Annotated in this window: 19 protein-coding genes; 9 read left to right on the top strand and 10 right to left on the bottom strand. The window is 46.3% G+C overall.

The features are described from left to right. From yut to crcB, 3 genes are read left to right on the top strand one after another with little or no spacing between them, the layout of a single operon-like run. Nucleotides 1-978 (top strand): urea transporter, encoded by a 978-nt coding sequence (gene yut / locus D1136_RS09140; RefSeq protein ID WP_161877335.1) that lies wholly within the window; start codon nt 1-3, stop codon nt 976-978. A gap of 2 nt (nt 979-980) precedes the next feature. Next, on the top strand, nt 981-2,348 hold the full coding sequence (locus D1136_RS09135) for an MFS transporter (RefSeq protein ID WP_161877334.1): 1,368 nt from the start codon (nt 981-983) through the stop codon (nt 2,346-2,348). A 28-nt stretch (nt 2,349-2,376) separates the two neighbouring features. Next, nucleotides 2,377-2,754 (top strand): fluoride efflux transporter CrcB, encoded by a 378-nt coding sequence (gene crcB / locus D1136_RS09130; protein ID WP_161877333.1) that lies wholly within the window; start codon nt 2,377-2,379, stop codon nt 2,752-2,754. A 66-nt stretch (nt 2,755-2,820) separates the two neighbouring features. Here crcB and D1136_RS09125 read toward each other — a convergent pair whose 3' ends face one another. From D1136_RS09125 to D1136_RS09110, 4 genes are all read right to left on the bottom strand, one after another. Continuing rightward, entirely contained in the window at nt 2,821-4,704 is a 1,884-nt protein-coding gene (locus tag D1136_RS09125) for an AAA domain-containing protein (RefSeq protein WP_161877332.1), read from the bottom strand. A gap of 97 nt (nt 4,705-4,801) precedes the next feature. Further along, nucleotides 4,802-5,998 carry a serine hydrolase domain-containing protein gene (locus D1136_RS09120; RefSeq protein ID WP_370461328.1) on the bottom strand — a complete coding sequence of 399 codons (1,197 nt, stop codon included), beginning with the start codon at nt 5,996-5,998 and terminating at the stop codon, nt 4,802-4,804. A gap of 20 nt (nt 5,999-6,018) precedes the next feature. Continuing rightward, nucleotides 6,019-6,507 (bottom strand): pantetheine-phosphate adenylyltransferase, encoded by a 489-nt coding sequence (gene coaD / locus D1136_RS09115; RefSeq protein WP_161877330.1) that lies wholly within the window; start codon nt 6,505-6,507, stop codon nt 6,019-6,021. Between the two features lie 2 nt (nt 6,508-6,509). Continuing rightward, nucleotides 6,510-6,740 carry a hypothetical protein gene (locus tag D1136_RS09110; protein ID WP_161877329.1) on the bottom strand — a complete coding sequence of 77 codons (231 nt, stop codon included), beginning with the start codon at nt 6,738-6,740 and terminating at the stop codon, nt 6,510-6,512. 56 nt (nt 6,741-6,796) lie between these two features. Between D1136_RS09110 and D1136_RS09105 the strand changes: the two genes are divergently transcribed. The 4 genes from D1136_RS09105 (at nt 6,797) to D1136_RS09090 (ending at nt 11,216) form a co-directional block, all read left to right on the top strand. Then, nucleotides 6,797-8,644 (top strand): biotin/lipoyl-containing protein, encoded by a 1,848-nt coding sequence (locus tag D1136_RS09105; protein ID WP_161877328.1) that lies wholly within the window; start codon nt 6,797-6,799, stop codon nt 8,642-8,644. Between the two features lie 140 nt (nt 8,645-8,784). Then, nucleotides 8,785-9,180: a hypothetical protein gene (locus tag D1136_RS09100; RefSeq protein WP_161877327.1), complete on the top strand. Its 396-nt coding sequence runs from the start codon at nt 8,785-8,787 to the stop codon at nt 9,178-9,180. Between the two features lie 21 nt (nt 9,181-9,201). Beyond that, nucleotides 9,202-10,713: a potassium/proton antiporter gene (locus D1136_RS09095; protein WP_161877326.1), complete on the top strand. Its 1,512-nt coding sequence runs from the start codon at nt 9,202-9,204 to the stop codon at nt 10,711-10,713. Continuing rightward, nucleotides 10,710-11,216 carry a C40 family peptidase gene (locus tag D1136_RS09090; protein WP_161877325.1) on the top strand — a complete coding sequence of 169 codons (507 nt, stop codon included), beginning with the start codon at nt 10,710-10,712 and terminating at the stop codon, nt 11,214-11,216. The genes D1136_RS09095 and D1136_RS09090 overlap by 4 nt, the downstream gene beginning before the upstream one ends. 29 nt (nt 11,217-11,245) lie before the next feature. Here D1136_RS09090 and trxA read toward each other — a convergent pair whose 3' ends face one another. Together trxA and D1136_RS09080 are read right to left on the bottom strand one after the other, a co-directional pair. Further along, nucleotides 11,246-11,548, bottom strand: a complete 303-nt coding sequence (gene trxA / locus D1136_RS09085; RefSeq protein WP_161877324.1) for a thioredoxin — start codon at nt 11,546-11,548, stop codon at nt 11,246-11,248. 90 nt (nt 11,549-11,638) lie between these two features. After that, nucleotides 11,639-13,414: a LysM peptidoglycan-binding domain-containing protein gene (locus D1136_RS09080; protein WP_161877323.1), complete on the bottom strand. Its 1,776-nt coding sequence runs from the start codon at nt 13,412-13,414 to the stop codon at nt 11,639-11,641. Nucleotides 13,415-13,625: 211 nt separating this feature from the next. On the opposite strand from D1136_RS09080, the gene D1136_RS09075 reads away from it, so the two are divergent. Continuing rightward, complete coding sequence (locus tag D1136_RS09075; RefSeq protein WP_161877322.1) at nt 13,626-14,414, top strand: PASTA domain-containing protein; 789 nt, start codon at nt 13,626-13,628, stop codon at nt 14,412-14,414. Nucleotides 14,415-14,431: 17 nt separating this feature from the next. Next, nucleotides 14,432-15,499 (top strand): RluA family pseudouridine synthase, encoded by a 1,068-nt coding sequence (locus D1136_RS09070; RefSeq protein WP_161877321.1) that lies wholly within the window; start codon nt 14,432-14,434, stop codon nt 15,497-15,499. A gap of 10 nt (nt 15,500-15,509) precedes the next feature. On the opposite strand, the gene nspC is transcribed toward D1136_RS09070, so the two are convergent. From nspC to D1136_RS09050, 4 genes are all read right to left on the bottom strand, one after another. Then, nucleotides 15,510-16,673 carry a carboxynorspermidine decarboxylase gene (gene nspC / locus D1136_RS09065; RefSeq protein WP_161877320.1) on the bottom strand — a complete coding sequence of 388 codons (1,164 nt, stop codon included), beginning with the start codon at nt 16,671-16,673 and terminating at the stop codon, nt 15,510-15,512. Beyond that, complete coding sequence (locus tag D1136_RS09060) at nt 16,670-17,860, bottom strand: saccharopine dehydrogenase family protein (protein WP_161877319.1); 1,191 nt, start codon at nt 17,858-17,860, stop codon at nt 16,670-16,672. Before D1136_RS09060 ends, nspC begins: the two co-directional genes overlap by 4 nt. A gap of 100 nt (nt 17,861-17,960) precedes the next feature. Continuing rightward, complete coding sequence (locus D1136_RS09055; RefSeq protein ID WP_161877318.1) at nt 17,961-19,265, bottom strand: TolC family protein; 1,305 nt, start codon at nt 19,263-19,265, stop codon at nt 17,961-17,963. 67 nt (nt 19,266-19,332) lie between these two features. After that, nucleotides 19,333-22,386: an efflux RND transporter permease subunit gene (locus D1136_RS09050; protein ID WP_161877317.1), complete on the bottom strand. Its 3,054-nt coding sequence runs from the start codon at nt 22,384-22,386 to the stop codon at nt 19,333-19,335. Nucleotides 22,387-22,403 lie beyond the last annotated feature (17 nt).

Genomic DNA, 22,403 nt, shown 5'->3' with positions numbered 1-22,403 from the left:
ATGGAAACAACAACTACTACCAAATTACCGGCCATATTCTCATCTGGTTTCCTCAACCTCTTCCTGAAAGGAGCCGGACAAGTCATGTTTCAGGGAAATGCCTGGACTGGAATTTTCTTCCTGGCCGGAATTTTTTACGGAGCCTACACAGCCCGCATGCCGGCAGTTGCCTGGGGGGCTGTTGCCGGAGCTTTCATGTCAACCATTACCGGTTATCTATTGAAATATCCGGCTGAAAAAGGACTAAACGGACTTTGGGGATTTAACGGCATATTGGTAGGATGCGCCTTACCTACTTTTCTGGGAAATGTGCCCCTGATGTGGCTGGCTATTGTCATTTTCTCATCCATGACCACCTGGGTCATGACGGGCCTGAACGACCTGCTGGCCCCTTATAAAGTCAGTTCTTTTACGTTTCCTTTTGTCCTGATCACCTGGCTTGTCCTGATGGCCTCCCGCCTTATGCACGCTCTTCCGGACTCCGGTTTAGGTGCTCCCGAATTACCGGGCCATTTTTCCACTACGTTCAACGCCAGCTTTAAAGACCTGCTCATCTACTGGCTATCCGGAATCAGCCAGGTCTTTCTGATCAATTCATGGGTAACCGGCCTGCTTTTTTTAATCGGATTATTCATCAGTAACCGCTGGGCGGCACTCTGGGCGGCCGCCGGTTCAGCATTCGCCCTGTGCATAGCCATCCTCTATCAATGCAACGGAGAAGATATTGCCAACGGACTATTCGGATTCAGTCCCGTATTAACGGCCATTGCCTTGGGTACCACTTTTTATCACGTCAACTGGCGAACTGCTATATGGACCCTACTGGGCATCTTTGCTACCGTCTTCATCCAGGCCGGCATGGACACCTTCTTTGCCCCCATCGGCATCCCGACCCTCACCGGACCGTTTTGTGTCGCTACCTGGTTATTTCTCTGGCCACACCTGAAAATAGATAAAAAAATCCTGCAGCAAGGCTAAAAATGACGGCTACACATCAGCAATATAACATGGATACCATGCCTCTCCGATGGAGGCACATAAAAATACTGATTATCGCTTCTGCCGGACAATTTTTCGGCGGAGCACTGGCAGTGTTAGTCAGTGTTATCGCCCCCCTGATAGCCATAACCCACCATCCCGGATTATCTTCGTGGCTGCAAGGCTTTATCTTCTCTTCAGGCTTGACGGGCATCATGGCCGGCTCGTTGGTTATCGGCCATTTCAGCGATAAATACGGCTATCTGCTTTTCTTCCGGCTGTGTCCTTTGCTGATTACCGCAGCCTCCCTGTGGATTTTCTTCAGCCATTCCATTGCCGTACTCACCCTGAATTTGCTGATTATCGGATTTTGCATCGGCGGTTCCTACGCCCTGGATCCTTCTTATGTATCGGAAATCATGCCTAAAAAATGGCAAAGGACCATGTTAGGCATATCCAAAGCAACCTCCGCCCTGGGGAACACCTCCATGATTCTCATTGTCTGGTATGTACTGAGAACCTATCCCGACCCAGAACTCTGGAACCGGCTTTTTTTATTCCTCACCCTTCTGGCAACCATTACTTTCGGTGCCCGTTTCTGGTTTGTTGAAAGTCCCGGATGGCTCGCCCTGCACGGTAAAACACAAGAAGCAGAAAAAAACGTCAGACATTTTCTGGGACAGGATGTACACATCGGGGAATTGGCCCATAAAAAACAATTGACTCCCCAACCTCAGAGTAATACTAAAAATATATTCGGCAAAAGCAACCTCAGACGGCTCATTCTGAGCGGTATTCCCTGGGGATGCGAAGGCATGGGAGTATATGGGATCGGAATATTCACACCTACCCTACTGATGACGCTGGGATTAATTCAAAACAGCTCCAACCCACTGACTCAAACGATTGAATCTTTCCGGTTCACCTTTTATATCGACCTGTTTATCATACTGGGTTTTATTTCAGGACTGACAGTCGTCAGCAAACTGGACATCATCCGGACACAAGCTCTGGGCTTTTTTATTTGTGCCGCCGGTCTCACTGTCACACTTTTGGGTTATCTTTACCAAGCCTCTGCGGGGATCATCTTAAGCGGCTTTCTCTTATTTGAATTAGCTCTGAATGCCGGCCCCCACCTGTCCACCTTCGAACTTCCCAGCCGTATTTACAGTTTAGAGGAAAGAGCAGGGGGAGAAGGGGTAGCCTCCGCTTTAGGCAAACTGGGTGCCATTATAGCCACCTTTATCATCCCGCTCCTCTTAAAAGCAGGAGGCGGAACACTGGTGCTCGCCGTAGCCATTGCTGTCCTGTTGACAGGAGGCGTAATAACCATCCTGACCGGACCTAAAGTAATAAACAGAAAAGAATGATATTTTTTAACCACAAAAATTTAAAACAATGTTCAAAGCGATGTTAATTGCCGGGGCAGGCGGCTTTATCGGAACCTGTCTTCGTTTTCTGGTCGGGAAACTGGCCCATTATATGACAGCTTCACCTTTCCCGTGGGGCACCTTTGCCGTAAACATAATCGGTAGTTTTGTTATTGGCATTTTCTTCGGTATGGCAGAAAAAACCCATCTCATCTCTACCCAGATGAACATTTTCCTGATTACCGGATTCTGCGGCGGATTCACCACCTTTTCTTCCTTTGCGGACGACATGTTTCTGCTGATGCAAAACAAACATTGGGGATATTTTTCCGCCTACCTTATCCTGAGTATCGTGTTAGGCATCGTCTTGGTATGGCTGGGGCGCAGCCTGGTAAAACCGGCATAATGCCTCCTGTTTTTTTCAGCCTCCGGCTATGATGTCCGGGGGCATTTTCCAACCGGAAAACTCCATTTACAAGGCCGAACAATATTCATACAATGCTTTGTAAAAAGGATGTCGCGTAAGAGTAGCCACATCCCCGAAAATCAGTAATTTCATCCGCGCACGGGTCATGGCTACATTCATCCGGCGCACATCACCCAGAAAACCTATGCGTCCCTGCTCATTCGCCCGGACCAAACTGATCAAAATAACATCCCTTTCCTGGCCTTGAAATCCGTCCACCGTATGCACTGAAATCAAATGACGGAAAGGCCTGAAAAATACATCTTTTTTTAACAAACTACGGAGATAATACACCTGTGCCCGATAAGGTGAAATAAGGCCGAAATCAATCTGTTCATCCAGAATACGGGCACTCCCGATGCGTTCCATATAATCCTTTAATTGCCGGATGAGCAATTCAGCCTCCCCTGTATTGAAACGTCCGGTCCCTTCCCCTGTACACTTTTCATCAAATTCAAAATCAGTCGTATCTATCCAGCATACAGCCGTATCAAAATCCAGAATTCCCCGGCCATGCACTTCCGCAGCAGCCTGCAATTCATCATGGTAAAACCAGTGGGAAGAAAAACGCATGATATCGTCGTTCATCCGGTATTGAATATTCAGCAAAGAAACCACATCCGGTTGAGAGACTGCCACTTTTTCGAGTAATGTCTTTCCCAGGCCGCCCCGTAAAGCCTCAGGACATTTCACAGTAGGAGGCAACTGACAATGGTCGCCGGCCAGAATGACCCGGTCTGCCCTACCTATGGGAATCCAGCAGGCAGCTTCGAGGGCTTGTGCAGCTTCATCTATAAACAGGGAAGAAAAACGCTTTTTTTCCAAGAGCCGGTTTGCAGAACCGACCAAAGTACAGGCAATTACCCTCGCCTCAGCAAACAATCCGGCATCAATCCTGATTTCCAGTTCCTGAATCCTCAGGTTTAATTTCGATAAATGATTACGCATACTTTCCCGTTCACTCCGCCCGCCTTTACGCAATCGTCCGAGCATCTCCCGGACTGCTTTCCGCAAAGTCCATAATTCAGGATAATCCGGATGAGCCTCAAAACGACGTTCATAAGTAAAAGCCAGCATTTTATCGTTCACCCGAGTGGGATTCCCAATCCGTAATACATTTATTCCCCGGTCCGTCAGTTTCTCGGAAATCCAGTCCACCGCCGTATTACTCTGGGCACAAACCATGACCTGTGCCTCCCTGTGTAAAGTTTCAAAAATAGCCTCCACCAGGGTGGTGGTCTTTCCTGTCCCCGGCGGGCCGTGAACAACAGCCACCTCCTTTACAGCCAGCACCTGATTCACAGCATCTTGCTGGGACGGATTAAGCCACGGGAAAGAAAGGGGACGCAAATCCCTTTTCAAAGCCGGACGATTTCCGGACAACACCTCCCGTAAATGGGCAAGGCGGCCTTCCGTCGTCTCCATAACTTCCTGCAAAGCGGAAAACATCACTTTGTAAGAAGTATCATCAAAATACAATTGTACCCCTAAATCGACAGTTGTGTTCAACTCCGCCAAAACATGCGGTCCCGGCAAGACAACAACCATTTTATTGTCCCGGACATAACTCACCACTGCCGGAAAATTGAAATAACGGACACTCCCATCACCAAGCAACCGGAAAAAACATACCGGACGCCCGTATTCAAACACATGTTCCGTCTCATCCGCCTTGCTCCGGCAGACTTCTGCCGTAAACTGATTCAAAGAATTATAGCGGCTCCCTCCGGCATGAACCGGATACCAACACATTCCCTGCCGGATTCGACGCTCTATGCCCTGTTGCTCAAGCTGCTGCCTGTACAATTCCTTCTCATACTCATATTCTTTCTGCAACAACTCCCTCTGCTTCCGTAAATCACTTCCTGAAACCTGTCCTTTCCCTTGCATCTTTCTTCAATTTAAGGAAACAAAAACAATATCCCCCGACAGTAACATCATTGTCGGCCCTGCAACAAAATTCCTGAAAACAAAAATCCCTTCAAACCTAATATTCAGGCCTGTCTAAAATACGAAAGGCTATATCCAGATATTCTCTTATATCCGTGGTCACTTCCCGCTCATACACATCACTACGCCGATGGCCGAGACGCACTACAATTGCCTGCCGTTGGGGAATCATGAAAACATACTGGCCTCCCAATCCCCGGAAAGCAGGAAACTGCATGCCCCCATAATGCATAATCCAAATCTGGAAGCCATAATAATCCAAAGGCCCGTCCCCAAACTCATTCTCTAAATAAGAAGCGGGAGAAATCGCTTCCTGTAAATAAGCGGGAGAAATCACCTGCCTGCCGTTCCAACTCCCATGATGCAGAACCAGACGGGCCAAATGGGCCAAATCACGGGCTGTCGTATTGAAACAACAATAGGTCTTCTCATCGCCCCCCTCCCTGTCCAGGTTCCACAAAGCACTCCGACAGGCCTGGATGGGTTGCCACAACTTCTCCTGTGCATATTCACTAATCGTCAAGGGAGTATATCCCCCTGCCGGTCTCTGCTCCTTCCCCCGGTCGCTCCGGTTCAAAGCCGCCTCCAATACAAAAGCAAGCAACTGGGTATCTCCGCTCTTATAAGAATACCGCCTCCCCGGCTCTTCCACCACTTCCAGCCCCATAATCAATTCCCGGATATTATCCCCGTAATACGCCTGGGTCGTTTTAGAAATCAATGCCGTATAAGCTTCATCCCAATTCAGACCGGAACTCATCGTCAGTAAATTCCGGACTGTTATTTTATCGCCCTCCCGAAATTCCGGCAAATACTTACTGACCTTATCATCCAGGCTTTCAATATACCCCTCGTCACAGGCAATACCCACCAACAACCCTACAATACTTTTGGTAGCGGAAAATATATTGGAAAGTTTCCCAGGTTCCCAGCCGTCCCGGTATTCTTCATACAAAACACTATCCTGGCGAATCACCAGAAAAGCCACCGTCCCGTATTGCTTCAAAAAAGCATCTTCCTCCGGAGTCATTTCATAATCATTGAATCCCTTCGCTTCAGGAAAATCCCAACAGGAATCAGCCTTTTCAACCACATGCGAAGCAAAAATATAAGTATCCGTAATATCCGGATACCAATGAATCAAAGCCTCCCGCATATACACCGGTAAGCATAGAAAAAACAAGGCAATCAATGCCAGAATAGCTGAACCGGTTTTTATCCACTTGTTTTTCACTCTAAATCTCCTTTCCTGAATCACTGTGCTTCCACACATCGTCTTAAATCCTGGGTCGTCAGACGTTCCGGCAAAAATTTAGTCACATCTCCGCCATTCATGTATATATTGCGCACAATCGTCGAACTGACAAAAGTATGAATCGTTGAAGTCAGGATAAAAACTGTTTCAATCCGCCCATCCATGGCACGATTGGCTTGTCCCACCGCCCGTTCATATTCAAAATCGGCGGCAGTACGCAACCCGCGGATAATGATATGCGAATTTACCCGTTCACAAAAATCCACCGTCAATCCGGAATAGGGCTCCACAGATACCCGGTCAGTATCCTCAAAAGCTTTTTTAATCAGACGGATACGGCAATCGGTACTCAAAAACTCTTTTTTTACCGGATTCAATCCCACTGCAATAATAATCTTGTCAAACAACTTCAATCCTCTTCTGACAATCTCTTCATGTCCTATGGTAAAAGGATCAAATGACCCCGGGAATACTGCTATTTTTTCCATAATTATTTATTCTCTAAAGCGCCTTGCTGAAAGCCATCCGGCTCCTTTGTACCCCAAAACGCCCACTTGCTTCCAACAAAACAGATTACAAACATAGCTAAACTAACATTAGAATTAAAAGAAAACACTAAAAATATTCCGTTTTTATTATGATTTAAAAGCAAATTACTTTTTCCACAAACAAATAATGATTTTTTTCCACAATTTCTTGTTATTTTATTAGACGGTGTCATTTTAATTTAATAGTTTTGTACAAACCAAAAAAAATACCAAAACAAACACTGAAATTATGGCACAAAAATTATTAATCAGAGACCTTACCTTGAGAGACGGACAGCAATCTTCTTTTGCCACCCGTATGACTCAAAACCAGATCGACAGAGTGTTACCATTCTATAAAAATGCCAATTTCTATGCCATGGAAGTTTGGGGAGGCGCAGTACCCGATTCTGTCATGCGCTACCTGAACGAAAACCCGTGGACCAGATTGGAAAAAATCAAAGCTGCAGTAGGCGATGTTTCCAAACTGACCGCCCTTTCCAGAGGCCGGAACTTATTCGGATATGCACCTTACACAGATGAAATCATCGAAGGATTCAGCAAAAACGCCATCGCTTCCGGACTGGGGATTATGCGTATTTTCGATGCCTTAAACGATGTCAACAACGTAAAATCCACCATCAAATACGTAAAGAAATACGGTGGAATAGCCGACTGTGCAGTATGCTACACCATTGACCCGAAATATCCGGCACTGAGTTTCTGGGATAAATTAAAAGGCAAGAAAAACCCGGCTCCGGTCTTTACCAATGAGTACTTTTTAGACAAAGCCAAACAAATGGCCGCACTGGGAGCAGATATGATAACCATAAAAGACATGAGCGGTTTGATTCAGCCTTCACGGATTGCGGAATTAGTACCCTTATTCAAACAAAACCTTTCTATCCCTGTAGATTTCCATACCCATTGTACACCCGGTTATGGCCTCGGCGCAGTATTAATGGCTATCCTGAAAGGAGTAGACATCGTTGATACCAATATCTGGAACTTTGCAGGCGGTACGGGAGCTCCTGCAATCGAGCTGGTTTACATTTTCTGCCAGAAACTGGGTGTGGAACTCGACATCAACATGGAAGCCGTAGCCCAAATCAACCAGGAATTATTCAATATCCGCAAAGAACTGGAAGCCTACGATGCAACCAAACAATTCCCGAATCCTTTCAATCCGTTGACAGACACTTTGCCCGCCGACATCGACAAAGAATTTGACAAAGCCATCGAAGCAGCCAAAGCAAACAACGAGGAAGCCTTACTGAATGCCTGTCATGCCATCGAGGCTTACTTCAACTTCCCCAAACCGAACGAACTGGTAAAAAAAGCGGAAGTACCCGGAGGAATGTACAGCAACATGGTGGCCCAGTTGAAACAATTGAATTCTATGGATATTCTGGAAAAAGCCATGGAACTGATTCCGACTGTACGTTTAGCTGCCGGTCTGCCTCCGTTAGTAACTCCGACCAGCCAAATCGTAGGTGCCCAGGCTGTAAACTGTGCCCTCGACATCAAAGCCGGCAAACCGATGTACAGCAATGTTTCCAATCAGTTTGTCAACCTTGTAAAAGGAGAATACGGAAAAACACCGGTACCTGTAAACCCGGAATTCCGCCTGAAAATTGCCGGAACCCGCGAGGAAATTCCTTACGACATGAGCAAATACCAGATGCAGCCTAATCCCGAATTGCCGGAAGCAGGCGGAGTGAAACTGGCAGCCAATGAAAAAGAAGTTCTGTTGCTGGAATTGTTCCCCCAGGTTGCCAAAAACTTCCTTACAAAACAAAAGGTAGAAGCTTATGAAGCCCAACACAAGGAAGAATCAAAAGCACAACAAACAAACGTTGAGGAAAAAGCAGAACCGATTACCGGCAAAACAGTGAAAGCTCCTATGCCGGGATGCGTGCTCCGCTTCACGGTAAAACCGGGAGATTCGGTTACCAAAGGCCAGACAGTAGTTATCCTCGAAGCCATGAAGATGGAAAACAGCATTGCATCTGAATATGCCGGTACGGTAAAACGTCTGCTGGTAAAAGAAGGAGCAAACGTTGCAGCCGATGCTCCGATGATTGAAATCGAAATTTAAACAACAGCAGTATAAACCCAGAAGCGGAGGTCAAACACCTCCGCTTTTTTATTCTTCCCATTCTTCACACAAAATAAATCTGCCCCCAATTCATAATTTATAAATATATTCATTATTTTTGGTTGGCAGAAAGTAACTATATGGAAAAAATTTTAGAAGAATTAGCAGTAAACTTTCCCGGCAACGAAGATTTAATCCAGGTCTACCGGGATTGGTATGACACCCCGGCATTAAAAGAGTTGATAAATGAACTGGACCGCTATGAACCGGACTGGAACAAAGAAAAAGAATTAGGGAGCTGGGCCGCGGAATTTATTCTGGACATTTTGCAGGAAAAAGAAGAAAAATGGGAAGAAATGACCACTGAAGAACGAAAAAAATACTTCCAGGATATATTGGATGAACGGTATGAAGATTTTCGCTGCAGCCACCAATTTGCACGGCTGACTAACATCACCTTACGCCTGCAGGACGGAGAAAATCCGGAAACCATCCTGGCAGAAACCGATGAAAAAATCATGTTTCCAAAACCTTAAATTAAATATCCTTCCTTTCTTATGATTATAGATACCGGAAATATACTGTTAATCGGAGCTGTGCTCTTATTTTTTAGTGTCATAGCCGGAAAAGCAGGCTTCCGGTTCGGCGTACCGGTATTGCTCCTCTTCCTTGGAGTCGGCATGTTATTCGGAAGCGACGGTCTGGGAATCCAGTTCAACAATCCCCAAAGTGCCCAGTTCATCGGAATGATTGCCCTAAGCATCATCCTGTTCTCAGGCGGGATGGACACCAAATATTCGGAAATCAAGCCCGTGCTCGGCCAGGGAATTATTTTAGCTACCCTGGGAGTCGCACTCACTACTTTAATCACCGGAGCTTTCATTTTCGGAATTACCGGTATTCTTTCCGATTACTCCACCCTGACTTTTATCGAATCATTGCTCATGGCTGCAGTAATGTCATCTACCGATTCTGCTTCCGTATTTTCTATCCTCAGAAGCAAAAAACAAGGGTTAAAAGAACAGCTTCGTCCAATGTTAGAGCTGGAAAGCGGAAGTAATGACCCGATGGCTTACATGCTGACCCTTTTGCTGATACAAATCATCCGCACTCCTGCCGGGGATATCAATTTATGGTATTCCGCCGGCCTTTTTGTTATTCAGATGGGAGTCGGAGCCTTAGCCGGGTATGTTCTGGGACGTATTGCCGTATGGATGATGAACCGCCTCAACGTAGATAACCAATCTCTCTACCCGATTCTTTTACTGGCCTGCGTATTCTTTATATTTTCCATCACCGAAACCATAAAAGGGAACGGATATCTGGCCGTCTACATTGCCGGTTTAGTTGTCGGTAACCATAAAATACAACATAAAAAAAGTACCATGACCTTCTTCAACGGCTTCACCTGGTTATTTCAGATCGTCATGTTCCTTACCCTCGGACTATTGGTCAATCCCAGTGACCTGTTGCCCATAGCCGGCCTGGGCTTACTGATCGGTATATTCATGATATTGCTGGCCCGTCCGTTAAGTGTTTTTCTTTGCTTAGCCCCTTTTCACACAATGTCTTCAAAAGCCAAATTATACGTTTCCTGGGTCGGTTTAAGGGGGGCCGTACCTATTATCTTTGCCACCTATCCCCTGATTGCCGAGATACAATATGCCAGTCTCATCTTTAATGTAGTCTTTTTCATTACCATCGTGTCCCTCATCCTGCAAGGCACCACCGTCAGTTATATGGCTGGTCTGCTGGGCCTGGCAGAAGAAGAAAAAAACAAGGCCAATAATTTCGGAGTGGAATTACCAGAAGAAATCAAATCGGCGATGACAGAAATCGAGGTCTCCGCCGGATTGCTGCAAAAAGGGAATCATCTGATGGATTTAACCCTTCCGGATAATACTCTGGTCGTAATGGTTAAACGCGATATGAAGTTCTTTATTCCAAGGGGAAAAACCATATTAAAAACAGGGGATAAACTCCTGGTCATTACTGACAACGACGAAGAATTACTTCATACCTATCAGGAATTGGGGATTCATGACTACAGATTTGAAAAAAACATATGAGAAGATTCTTCCTTTTAGGTGCATTCATATCAGGTTTGCTTTTTACTTCATGCAGCAGCCATAAACACCTCACTCAAAGTCAGACAGCCCGGTTATCCCAACAACTCGGATTCAAAATCACCAAAAAAGACAACCTCCGCCTTTATACCGAAGCCGCTGCCTGGATAGGCACTCCTTACCGTTACGGAGGCACAACCAAAAAAGGCGTTGACTGTTCGGGTCTGGTTTATCAAATCTATAAACAAGTCTACCGCAAACCACTGGAAAGGTCCGCAGCCAGACTGGCAGAAAAGAACTGCCGCAGGACCACCAAAGGGAACCTCAAAGCAGGCGACCTTGTATTTTTCAATACTTCCAAAAACAAAAGAGGAATCAACCACGTCGGTATATTCCTTAAATCAGGCCACTTCCTTCATGCCTCCACCTCCCGGGGAGTGATTGTAAGCCACCTGCAAGAAGACTACTACCGCAAAGCCTGGAAATACGGAGGAAAGGTCAAATGACAGCCTGCTGCAACCTACTTCCGGTTGTTCTAAATATACTGTTCCAGAATTTGCCTCAATTGATGTGCCGGCAATGCTCCGCTCTGACGCCAGATTACCCTTCCGCCTTTAAACAAAATCAAAGTGGGAACAGATTGTACCTGATAAAAACCGACATTCCGGCGGTTGCCCGGTTGGTCTATATCCACCTTTAAAATCTTCAGACGGTCGCCCAACTGCCTCTTCAACTCTTCCAACACCGGATGCATCATTTTACAAGGACCGCACCAGGTAGCAAAATAATCAACTAAAACAGGGGTAGTTCCCTGAATAATATCCTCAAACTTATCCATACCATTCCCGATTAACATTTCATGGCAGTCCGGTCTCTTCCTGCCTTAAACAGATACGCAAAAACCTTTTATCCGGTTACGTTCTTCCTGTTACAGGTCCGAACCATGAATCCTGAGGGTATAATCCGAAGCAAAATTCACCACGAAAAAACCCCGGTTTTCCTTTCCCAGGCTATGTTCCATCTGGCCGAAACGGAATCTCGAAAAACTGCCGTCCCAAGGGCAAGAAGATAAAGCTTCCAACGCGCGTTCCCGGTATTGCGCTGCCAACCCGATAAAATACATACCCATATCAAAAGCCTTATACACCAAACTACCGGGTTCCGTATGGAAATATAAACGATATTTCTCCGCCAGACGACGTGCCGGTTCCGCCGCATAATCAACGTAACTATAGGTAAACAACTTCGTATTCAACTTATAAAAAGTCTCATGGTCCACAGAAGAAAAAGTCTGCCATTCAGGCAACCCCACCACAGTAATACGGTAACCGTCCGTTAAAGTAGAAATCAAAGGCAATACTTTGCTCACCTCCGTTTCCTTCACAGTCGGCAATATCAGGATATTCTCCCGGTCCGGCAACAACCTGTACCGCAAAGAATCCAAAAGGATCTCTTCCGCAGCCCAATATAAAGTGCCCACACCTTCTACCTGTCCCAGTCTGTCTTTAAACAATTGCTTCTCCGGACTGTCGGAAGCATCCTCTCCATAAATACAGAGCTGAACAACATTAGCATGAAGCACCTGCCTTGAAATCCATTCAGCCATTTCCTCCGCCAAACTATTCAAAGAAGCATTCACCTGTACAAAATTGGGATATGTGTTGAAATGCTCGGCACGGGAAGACAAAGGATAAATCAAAGGTATATTCTTATTTTCCAGATTATCGGCCAAAGCTTTATATTCCGAACCATACACCGGTCCCAGGACCAAATCCGGTTGCCATTCATTCAACCTCCTGGCTAACTGACAAGATTTCTCCACATTCCGCTCCGTATCAAAAACATGCAAATCAATCTTATATCCCTTGTTCTTCAAACTGTCTACGGCTAACAATACCCCTTCGTAGAAACTGATAAATTGCTCCGAACGACTCGAAATCGTCACCGATTGTCCGGGCTGCAAACTATCCGGATAGGAGGGGTATTCCCCCGCAGACAAAGGCAACAAAAGGGCTATCTTTACATAGGAAGCCGAGGGCAAACCAACCACCGGCAAATCATTCCGCACATCCTCCTGACGACGGTCCACTTCTATCCACGTTGCCGAATCAGCCGGCAATCCCTCCTCCTTCTTTTGTTCCCGGCCGGTAAATTCCGCACCGGAGTCGCTGATTCGGAGCCAATCCTCTTTTTTCTCTTCCTCCTTTCTCAATACCGGCCTGGTTCCCACCTGTTTCCCCCCCTCTCCGGAAGCCACGTCCTGACCGGCAGCACCCAAAGGAATTCTGACAACAGCCCCCACAGCCAAAGGCTCATTATGCGAATACTCCGGATTGTATTTCAACAACTCCTTCGGTTTTAAATTAAAACGACGGGCTATAGAATAAATGGTTTCCCCCCTTTCCACCCGATGCCAGGAATACTTATTATCCTGTTGTACACCAGATTCCACAAAAGGGATTTTCAACACTTCATACAAAGAAAGATTATCATCCTTTTTATCATTCATCGCCTTTACTTCCTCCAGACTTACCCCATAAGCCTTACACAACGAAAACAAAGTCTGGCCGGGCTGCACAGTATGCAAATAATAACTCTTTCCCCGGATTACTACAACATCCGCAGATTTTTGAATAGTAACATTCTGGCCGGCAACCGCCAGCGCAAAACATAACAGCACAAACAAAAATATCAACCTTTGCATAAGCCTCCTCCTGAATTATCCAAGTTTATCATCAGCCATTTGACCGATTAAATGGCAAATTTAGGAATAAAGTAATAGATAATTTAAAAATCTAAGTTATTTTTGCACAACATGAATCCGGAGAAATTTTAAATGAATTTACGGTACCTTTCATCTTTGGTCTACAGGAGGATAAAAGATGATTCCGGAACCGTAAATCAAAAATAAATTTATGAGCAAACTAAAATTTTTTCTGTTAAACCTGGCCGTCGCCCTCCTGCTGGTAACCGGCATAAGCATATATGTACTCCATTGGCTGAAGGACTATACCCGGCACGATATTTCCATAGCTGTCCCCTCCTTTATCAACCTTACGGAAGAAGAAGCCCATGAACTGGCCTCCGGCCATCACCTCAGGGTTCTGGTGATAGATTCTTTATACGACGCCACCGCCAAACCAGGGGCCGTTGTCGAACAATCGCCGGCTATCGGTTCGCCGGTGAAAGAAAACCGGCTGATTCACCTGACGCTGAATGCCAGGAATCCGGAAAAAATCAGTTTCCCCAACCTGAAAAATGCAGCCTATCGGCAGACCATACAAACGCTGGAAACAAAAGGATTCCGTATCGGAAGAATCAGTTATGAACCTTCGGAATACAAAAATCTGGTACTCCGTTTCCAACACCAAGGGAAAGCCATCCAGGCCGGAGAACTCCTCAGAAAAGGAGCAATTATCGATATCGTATTGGGAAGCGGATATGAAAATAATTTCGTTTACATCCCCCAGCTCAGAGGAAGAACTTTAAAAGAAGCTGTCCAACTGATCAGAAACGCCTACCTGAATATCGAAAAAGTGATTCCGGACGGCAGCATCACCACACGCACCGATTCCCTCAGGGCATTTATCTACGAACAATATCCCGCAAGCGGACAAATCCAGGCAGGCAGTTTCATCAGGTTATATACCACCTTGAAACAAGAAAAGTTTACTGTGTCAGACTCTTTAATGGTCACAGAATAACCTTATAAAGTTGTCAGATGTTAGAAGAAATTGACGAAGAGGAACTGCTCGAAGAAGAGGACGAAGAAAATCCACCGACACCGGAAATGTACGAGCACCATCGGATAGAAGCCGATAGCGGGCAAAATTTACTCCGTGTCGATAAATTTCTGATGACCCGGCTTCCCCATGCATCCCGGACCAAAATCCAGGAAGCAGCAGAAACCGGAAATATATTAGTCAACGGCAAAGTTGTAAAATCCAGCTACAAGGTAAAACCCCAGGACATCGTTTCGGTTGTCATGTCCTACCCCAAACGGGAACTTGAGATTATCCCCGAAAATATTCCCCTGAATATCGTTTATGAGGACGAACAACTCCTGGTCGTAAACAAACCCGCCGGAATGGTAGTCCATCCCTCCTACGGCCACTACACGGGAACCCTTGTAAACGCCCTGGCATGGCACCTGAAAGACAATCCTTTATTTAAAGACAACCATGACCCACGTCCCGGATTAGTCCACCGGATTGACAAAGATACTTCCGGATTATTGGTGATTGCCAAAACCGAAAAAGCCAAAACCCATCTGGCAGCCCAGTTTTTCCATAAAACCTCCGACCGGCAGTATGTTGCTGTCTGCTGGGGAAACCTGGAAGACGACAAAGGAACCATCACTGGTCACATCGGCCGGAACCTGACCAACCGGAAAGTAATGGCCTGCTTCCCCGACGGAAGCCACGGCAAACACGCCGTCACCCATTACCGGGTTATAGAAAGATTAGGCTATGTAAACGTCGTGGAATGCATTCTGGAAACCGGCCGGACCCATCAAATCCGGGCACATTTCAAATACATCAAACACCCCCTGTTCAACGACAAAGAGTACGGCGGAAACGAAATCCTCAAAGGCACTACTTTTGCCAAATACAAACAATTCGTCAATAACTGTTTCGGCATTTGTCCCCGGCAGGCCCTCCATGCCAAAACCCTGGGATTTGAACATCCCACGACAGGAGAACGCCTCTCTTTCGACTCAGAAATTCCGGCAGATATGCAACAATTGATTGAAAAATGGAGGAATTACATCCGGGACAGGGAAGAATAAAATATCATTTTCAGGACATCCGGCCTTTATAATCTTCATAACCGAACTTCCGGACCAGCCGAAAACCGGAAGAGGGCGAATAAATCATAATGGAAGGATGAGTTACCCCATTGAACATCGTAGTTTTCACCATCGTATAATGAATCATATCACGGAAAACAATGCGGTCGCCAACCTGCGGTTCCCGCCCTCCGTCAAACGCCCAATCACCGTAAAAATCCCCGGCAAGGCAGCTATTTCCCCCCATCCGCCAACGTTTCTCCCCTTCACCCGGTTCGTGGGTACCCAGGATTGCCGGTTTATAAGGCATCTCCAGGCAATCGGGCATATGGCAGGCAAAAGAAACATTCAGCATCAGGGTATTCACCCCGCCATTACTGACTTTATCCTCAACCGTGGCAACCAGGCAACCGGTGTCCCAGGTAAATGCGCTCCCCGGCTCTAAAATAACTCTCAAATGCGGGTAGCGGGCACGGAAATCCCGTAAAATCCGGATTAATTCATCTTCATCATAATCTTTATGGGTCATTAAATGACCGCCTCCCATATTCAGCCATTTCACCTGAGAAAAGAAATGCCCGAAACGTTTTTCAACAGCTTCCAGTGTCCCCCGCAAATCAGCAGGACGAGATTCACACAAAGAATGAAAATGCAACCCTTCCACCCCTTCCGGCAACCGGGTCAAATCGGAAGACAGTATTCCCAATCGCGAAGACGGGCTTGCCGGATTATATAAATCGGTTTCCACCGTAGAAAATTCCGGATTAATCCGTAATCCGCACGACACCCCTGCTTTGCGGGCACGCTCACCGAAACGCCGGTACTGTCCTAAAGAGTTAAAAGTAATATGGCTGCTATACCCCAGAATCTCATCAATCTCCCCTTCCGGATATACCGGGGCATAAGTGTGGGAAAGGCTTCCGTACTCTTCAAAAACAAGACGGGCCTCCGCCAGAGAACTGGCAGTGGCTCCGTCTGAATGTTTCCTGAGTTCGGGAAAGATACTCCACATGGCATTTGCCTTGAGAGCAACAATAATCTCCGCACCGCTGACCTGCCTGACTTTGTCAATCACGGCCAGATTATCATCCAATAAATCCTGGTGAAGCACATAAGCCGGAGAAGGTACGGCAGATAAATCCCAGTGATTCAGAACAACGTCCTTATTTATCATACCTCCAGGTCAATGTCAAACTGTTCCACCCAAGGCAATCCCTGTTCTCCCAATTCGGCCAGGAAAGGATCCGGATCGAACTGCTCCACATTATAAACCCCGGCGCCTTTCCATAAACCCCGGACAAACATGGCTGCCCCTAATGCGGCCGGAACACCGGTAGTATAGCTAACCGCCTGGGTGCCGGTTTCCTTGAAAGCAGCTTCATGGTCACAGTTGTTATAGATATAATAAGTATGCTCTTTCCCGTCTTTTATTCCCCGGATACGACAACCGATAGACGTCTCTCCGTGATAATTGGAGCCCAACGATTTCGGATCCGGCAACACAGCTTTCAGGAATTGCAGAGGTACGATCTTCACTCCGTTATATTCCACCTCATCTATACGCGCCATTCCGATATTCTGAATAACCCGCAAATGAGTCAGATACTCCTGTCCGAAAGTCATCCAGAAACGGGCCCGCTTAATGGTCGGATAATTCTTCACCAACGACTCCAACTCCTCATGATAAAGCAAATAAGAATCCCGTTCGCCAATATGGGGATAAGTCAGCATTTTATGAATCTCCAACGGACCGGTTTGCACCCAGCGCCCGTTTTCCCAGTAACGGCCATGCTGCGTAATCTCGCGGATATTGATTTCCGGATTGAAATTAGTGGCAAATGCCATCCCATGGTTTCCGGCATTACAATCCACAATATCCAGATAATGAATCTCATCAAAATAATGTTTGGCTGCATAAGCTGTAAAAATAGCCGATACACCCGGGTCAAACCCGCATCCCAAAATAGCAGTCAACCCTTTTTCCTTAAAACGGTCATGGTAAGCCCATTGCCAGCTATATTCAAAATGTGCCTCATCCTTCGGTTCATAATTGGCCGTATCCAGATAATTCACCCCACACTCCAGACAGGCCTCCATAATGGTCAGGTCCTGGTAAGGCAATGCCACATTAATCACAATCTCCGGCCGGAACGAACGCATCAATTGTACTAAGTCCGGCACACTGTCAGCGTCCACCTGTGCTGTTTGTATCCGATTGCCCCCGATGGCTGCAGCAATATCATCGCATTTCGATTTCGTACGACTGGCCAGCATAATATCGGTAAAAACCTTATTTTTTGCCACTTTATGGGCTACAACGGTACCAACCCCTCCGGCACCGATAATTAAAACTCGAGACATTACAATCCTTTTTAAAGTTAATACAACGAGAACAAAGGTATAAATATTTTTGAAAAGTAACCAAGGGCAACCAGAATGTCTTTGCCACGGCCGCCAGACTCTACTTCAGAATCTGCCCGCTAATCAGCAAAAGAGATAATTCGGATATTTTCGTCAGATAAATAGCAGAAACCTCCCGGTCTACAGCGTCAATATAACTTCTTTGAAACTCCCGGAATTCAATACCGGCCAACTCTCCCAGTTTATACTTTTCTAAAGCGGCATCCAGATTGTCGAAAGCAACCAAAGCACTTTCCTGCTCGAAAGACACCATTTGCAGGTTATTCTCATACGTATTATAAAGTTGTGCCAAATCGGCTTTCATTTGCAACTCCGCCTCCTGATAAGAAAGGTCTGCTATCTCCATGTCCAGTCTGGCATTTTTTATCTTCCGGCGATTCTCCAGACGATTGAAAATATCCACACTCATCGAGAACCCCCAGTACGGGCCATTGGTACGGTTCAGGGATGTGGTGGATTCCGGTGCTTTAGTCCGGCTGTAATTATAACCTGTTCCAAAATCCAATTTCGGAAACAAAGCAGCCCGTGCAATTTTCATATCCAATTCCGACACCTTCTGGTCCCGCCGTCCAATCAATAACGTCGTATTCCAATGCAACATATCGTCCAACAAGCCCTTAAACTGCAAAGGAGCCCGCAAAACAATCGAATCTTCCACATAAGCCTGTTGCTGCAAATCGGCATTCATAATGGTATTTAAAGAAATATAAGCACTCCGGAGCAATTTCTTTTCTTTGATATAATTCGAACTATCAGCATTCAGATCCAATTTTGCCTGCCGGGCTTCCAAACCGGACAATACCCCCAACACATATTTGTCTCGGGCTTCCGCATAACGGGCCTCCGAAAGCGACAACGAATGGCGGGCTGCATCCACTTTACTTTGCTGGCGAATCACATCATAATAATAAGAACTCACCTGCACAATCAAATTCTCGACAGCCATTTTCGTTTTTAACTCACCGATAGCCAGCATCTCTTTATAACGGGCATGGGTCATAAACATCTCCAAACCGTCAAACAACCGCCAGTTCAGAGCCACCCCTGCCGACAAAGCATCCGACCTGGTATGATTCATAAAACGGTCTTCACCGTTATTCGTAACCTTACTATCCGAAACAGTCTGTTTCTGTCCGGCACTGGCACTAACTGTGGGCAGAAAAGGGGCATAATTCACATTATTCTCCGCCTGAGATTCCTGGTGACGGATAATCTTAATAGAATAATTGGCATCCAATGCACGGACAATACAACTATCCAGCGTTATCCGGGACTGGGCAAAAAACTGCCCCGGCACAAACAAAGAAAAACAAAGAATGAAAAATAATAAACTACACTTATACATATATCCATTATTTTAATCCGTCAAACCGGCATACCGGTACACAACCCAGTCATTGTCAACACAGAATTTATTCCCGGTGTTCCTCTTCAACCAATCTTATTTTTTCAGAAGAAAGATAGGAATAGATAGCAGGAATCACAAACAACGACAAAAAAGTGGCGCAGACCATCCCTCCGACAACAGCAATACCCATAGCAACACGGCTTTCTGCTCCTGCACCCGTCGCAATAGCCATCGGCAATATTCCCAAAACCGTAGAAAGACTGGTCATTAAGATAGGGCGGAAACGAGCCACAGCCGCATTTTTCACAGCTTCCAGCATAGGTTCCCCCGTCGCTTTCCGCTGGTTGGCAAATTCCACAATCAAAATACCGTTTTTCGATACCAAACCTATCAGCATGATAATTCCGATCTGACTGAAAATATTCATGGTCTGATCAAAATACCATAAAGAAACCATAGCACCAATCAAAGCCAAAGGCACTGTAAACATGATAATCAAAGGGTCACGGAAACTCTCAAACTGAGCGGACAATACCAAATAAATAAAAATCAGGGCCAACACAAAAGCAAACATCAAACTGGACGAACTTTCCACAAAATCCTTGGAACTTCCCGACAAAGTGGTCTTAAAATTATCGTCAAGCACCTCTCCGGCAATCCGGTCCATCTCCTCCAAACCCTGGGAAATGGTTTTCCTCTTCGCCAAACCGGCCGATACGGTTGCCGATACAAAACGGTCATAGCGGTATAACTGGGGAGGCATGGAACTTTCCGCAGTAGTCACCAGATTATCCAAAGCAATTAAATCTCCGGCGGTATTCCGGACATAAATACTCTGCAAATCAGAAGGTTTATTCCGGTGCTCCCGGTCAATCTGGCTCAATATCTGATATTGCTTTCCGTTTAAAATAAAATACCCGACTCTTTGCTCACTCATCGTAAGCTGTAAAGTTTGGGCAATATTCTGCATCGAAACTCCCAATACCGCAGCTTTATCCCTGTCAATATGGATGGTCAGCTCAGGTTTCGTGAATTTCAGGTTTACATCGGCCACGGAAAACACCGGGCTCTTATTCACCTCTTCCATAAAACGGGGAATCACCCTTTTCAGGTCTTCCAGATTCTTCGCCTGAATGACATACTCCACCGGCAATCCCCCCCGTCTTCCTCCGAAAGTCTGCTGTTGTGACACCATAGTCCGGGCACCTGTAAACTGCCGGACCTGTACGGCCAGTTCATCCGCTATCTCCTGCTGGGTACGGCTGCGCTGTTCAGGATTCTTCAGCCACAGGTTCAGATTGGAACGGTTGGTATTCCCCCCTCCAATCATAGCGATTATCTTATCTTGTTCAGGCACATTCTCCTCCACATAGTCAGACAACTCATCGGCATAACGGCTCATATACTCAAAAGTGGCACCCTCCGGAGCCGTCGAGGTTATCCGGACATTGGAGCGGTCCTCCAACGGAGCCATTTCCGAAGGTATAGCCATCCACAATAACCAGATGGCTACAGCCGTACCGATAAGAATCAGGGGAGCTACCCACCTCACCCTCATAAAACGCTCCAATCCCCGGCGATACCCGTTAATCAGCCACTCAAAAAACGGTTCTGTCTTCCGGTAAAACCAATTATCCGTCACATTGCGGGTCAGCAATTTGGTCGAAATCATCGGCGTAAAAGTCAAAGCCACAAAAGAAGAAATAATCACCGCCCCCGTAATGACAATGCTGAACTCACGGAAAAGCCGTCCGGTCGTTCCCTGCAAAAACACAATAGGGAAGAATACAGCCACCAAAGCCACCGTCGTCGCTATGACGGCAAAAAATATCTCGTTCGAACCTTTGAAACCGGCCTCCATTGGCGACATCCCCTGTTCTATCTTAGTGTAAATATTCTCCATCACCACAATAGCATCATCCACCACCAAACCGATAGCCAGCACAATAGCCAGTAAAGTCAGAATATTAATGGTAAAACCCGCCAGATACATCACAAAAAAAGCACCGACCAAAGACACCGGTATAGCCAATACCGGTATCAGGGTAGTCCGCCAATTCCGCAAGAAAAGGAAAATAATCAGCACCACCAACACAAAAGCTTCCACGATTGTATCTTTTACCTCCCGAATGGAACTGCGGATAAAAACCGTATTATCAAATGCAACACCCGCTTCTATATCGTCCGGCAAGTCTTTCTGAAGGTCAGCCATCACACGGTAAGCCTGATCCACAATATCAATATAATTGGCTCCCGGCTGGGGAATAAGCACACAAGCCACCATAGGAACGCCGTTCCGCTTCATAATGGAACGCGTATCTTCAGCATCCACCTCAGCAATGCCAATATCCCGGAAACGGACCACTTTATCACCGTCTTCCCGGAGCACCAAATTATTAAAATCCTCTATCGTCATCAACCTTCCCAACGTACGGATAGTCAGTTCCGTATTCTCCCCTTCGATACGTCCGGAAGGCAATTCCACATTTTCCTTTGCCACTGCCGTCTGCACATCCATCGGAATAATCCCGTAAGCAGCCAATAAAGAGGGGTCCATCCTCAACCGGACAGAGTAACGCTTTTCACCCCAGATAGAGACACTGCTCACACCGGAGATCGTCTGCAAGCGCTCCTTATAATACTGGTCGGCATACATACTCAAGTCTATTAATGAACGCTGGTCACTTCTCAGAGAGACTCCGAAAATCGGCTGTGCATCCGCATCTGCCTTGCTGACCGTAGGTGCATCAATATCTTTGGGCAGCCTCCGCATGGCTCCGGAAACCTTATCCCGCACATCATTGGCGGCAGTCTCCAGGTCAACTTCCAATTCAAACTCCACAGTAATGAAACTTCGTCCATCCCGGCTTTGGCTTGTCAGGGAACGAATCCCCGGAATACCGTTAATGGCGGATTCCAAAGGTTCGGTAATCTGGGTTTCTATCACATCAGCATTTGCACCGGGAAAACTGGTCGACACCGAAATAATGGGTGGGTCCACACTGGGATAGTCGCGGACACCGAGAAATACCAGGCCGATACATCCGACCAGCATAAGGATGATATTCATGACCGTGGCAAATACCGGTCGTTTTATGCATGTTGATGATAAGCTCATTTCACAATAAAGAGTTA

It is taken from the genome of Odoribacter sp. Z80, assembly GCF_009935865.1.
Taxonomy (GTDB): domain Bacteria; phylum Bacteroidota; class Bacteroidia; order Bacteroidales; family Marinifilaceae; genus Odoribacter.
Note: the sequence above shows the minus strand (reverse complement) of the source record. Positions and strands in the feature narration are given on the sequence as shown.

Coding starts and splice junctions, on each gene's coding strand:
- yut (WP_161877335.1), top strand. CDS start 1: ATGGAAACAACAACTACTACCAAATTACCGGCCATATTCTCATCTGGT.
- D1136_RS09135 (WP_161877334.1), top strand. CDS start 981: ATGACGGCTACACATCAGCAATATAACATGGATACCATGCCTCTCCGA.
- crcB (WP_161877333.1), top strand. CDS start 2,377: ATGTTCAAAGCGATGTTAATTGCCGGGGCAGGCGGCTTTATCGGAACC.
- D1136_RS09125 (WP_161877332.1), bottom strand. CDS start 4,704: ATGCAAGGGAAAGGACAGGTTTCAGGAAGTGATTTACGGAAGCAGAGG.
- coaD (WP_161877330.1), bottom strand. CDS start 6,507: ATGGAAAAAATAGCAGTATTCCCGGGGTCATTTGATCCTTTTACCATA.
- D1136_RS09110 (WP_161877329.1), bottom strand. CDS start 6,740: ATGACACCGTCTAATAAAATAACAAGAAATTGTGGAAAAAAATCATTA.
- D1136_RS09105 (WP_161877328.1), top strand. CDS start 6,797: ATGGCACAAAAATTATTAATCAGAGACCTTACCTTGAGAGACGGACAG.
- D1136_RS09100 (WP_161877327.1), top strand. CDS start 8,785: ATGGAAAAAATTTTAGAAGAATTAGCAGTAAACTTTCCCGGCAACGAA.
- D1136_RS09095 (WP_161877326.1), top strand. CDS start 9,202: ATGATTATAGATACCGGAAATATACTGTTAATCGGAGCTGTGCTCTTA.
- D1136_RS09090 (WP_161877325.1), top strand. CDS start 10,710: ATGAGAAGATTCTTCCTTTTAGGTGCATTCATATCAGGTTTGCTTTTT.
- trxA (WP_161877324.1), bottom strand. CDS start 11,548: ATGGATAAGTTTGAGGATATTATTCAGGGAACTACCCCTGTTTTAGTT.
- D1136_RS09080 (WP_161877323.1), bottom strand. CDS start 13,414: ATGCAAAGGTTGATATTTTTGTTTGTGCTGTTATGTTTTGCGCTGGCG.
- D1136_RS09075 (WP_161877322.1), top strand. CDS start 13,626: ATGAGCAAACTAAAATTTTTTCTGTTAAACCTGGCCGTCGCCCTCCTG.
- D1136_RS09070 (WP_161877321.1), top strand. CDS start 14,432: ATGTTAGAAGAAATTGACGAAGAGGAACTGCTCGAAGAAGAGGACGAA.
- nspC (WP_161877320.1), bottom strand. CDS start 16,673: ATGATAAATAAGGACGTTGTTCTGAATCACTGGGATTTATCTGCCGTA.
- D1136_RS09060 (WP_161877319.1), bottom strand. CDS start 17,860: ATGTCTCGAGTTTTAATTATCGGTGCCGGAGGGGTTGGTACCGTTGTA.
- D1136_RS09055 (WP_161877318.1), bottom strand. CDS start 19,265: ATGTATAAGTGTAGTTTATTATTTTTCATTCTTTGTTTTTCTTTGTTT.
- D1136_RS09050 (WP_161877317.1), bottom strand. CDS start 22,386: ATGAGCTTATCATCAACATGCATAAAACGACCGGTATTTGCCACGGTC.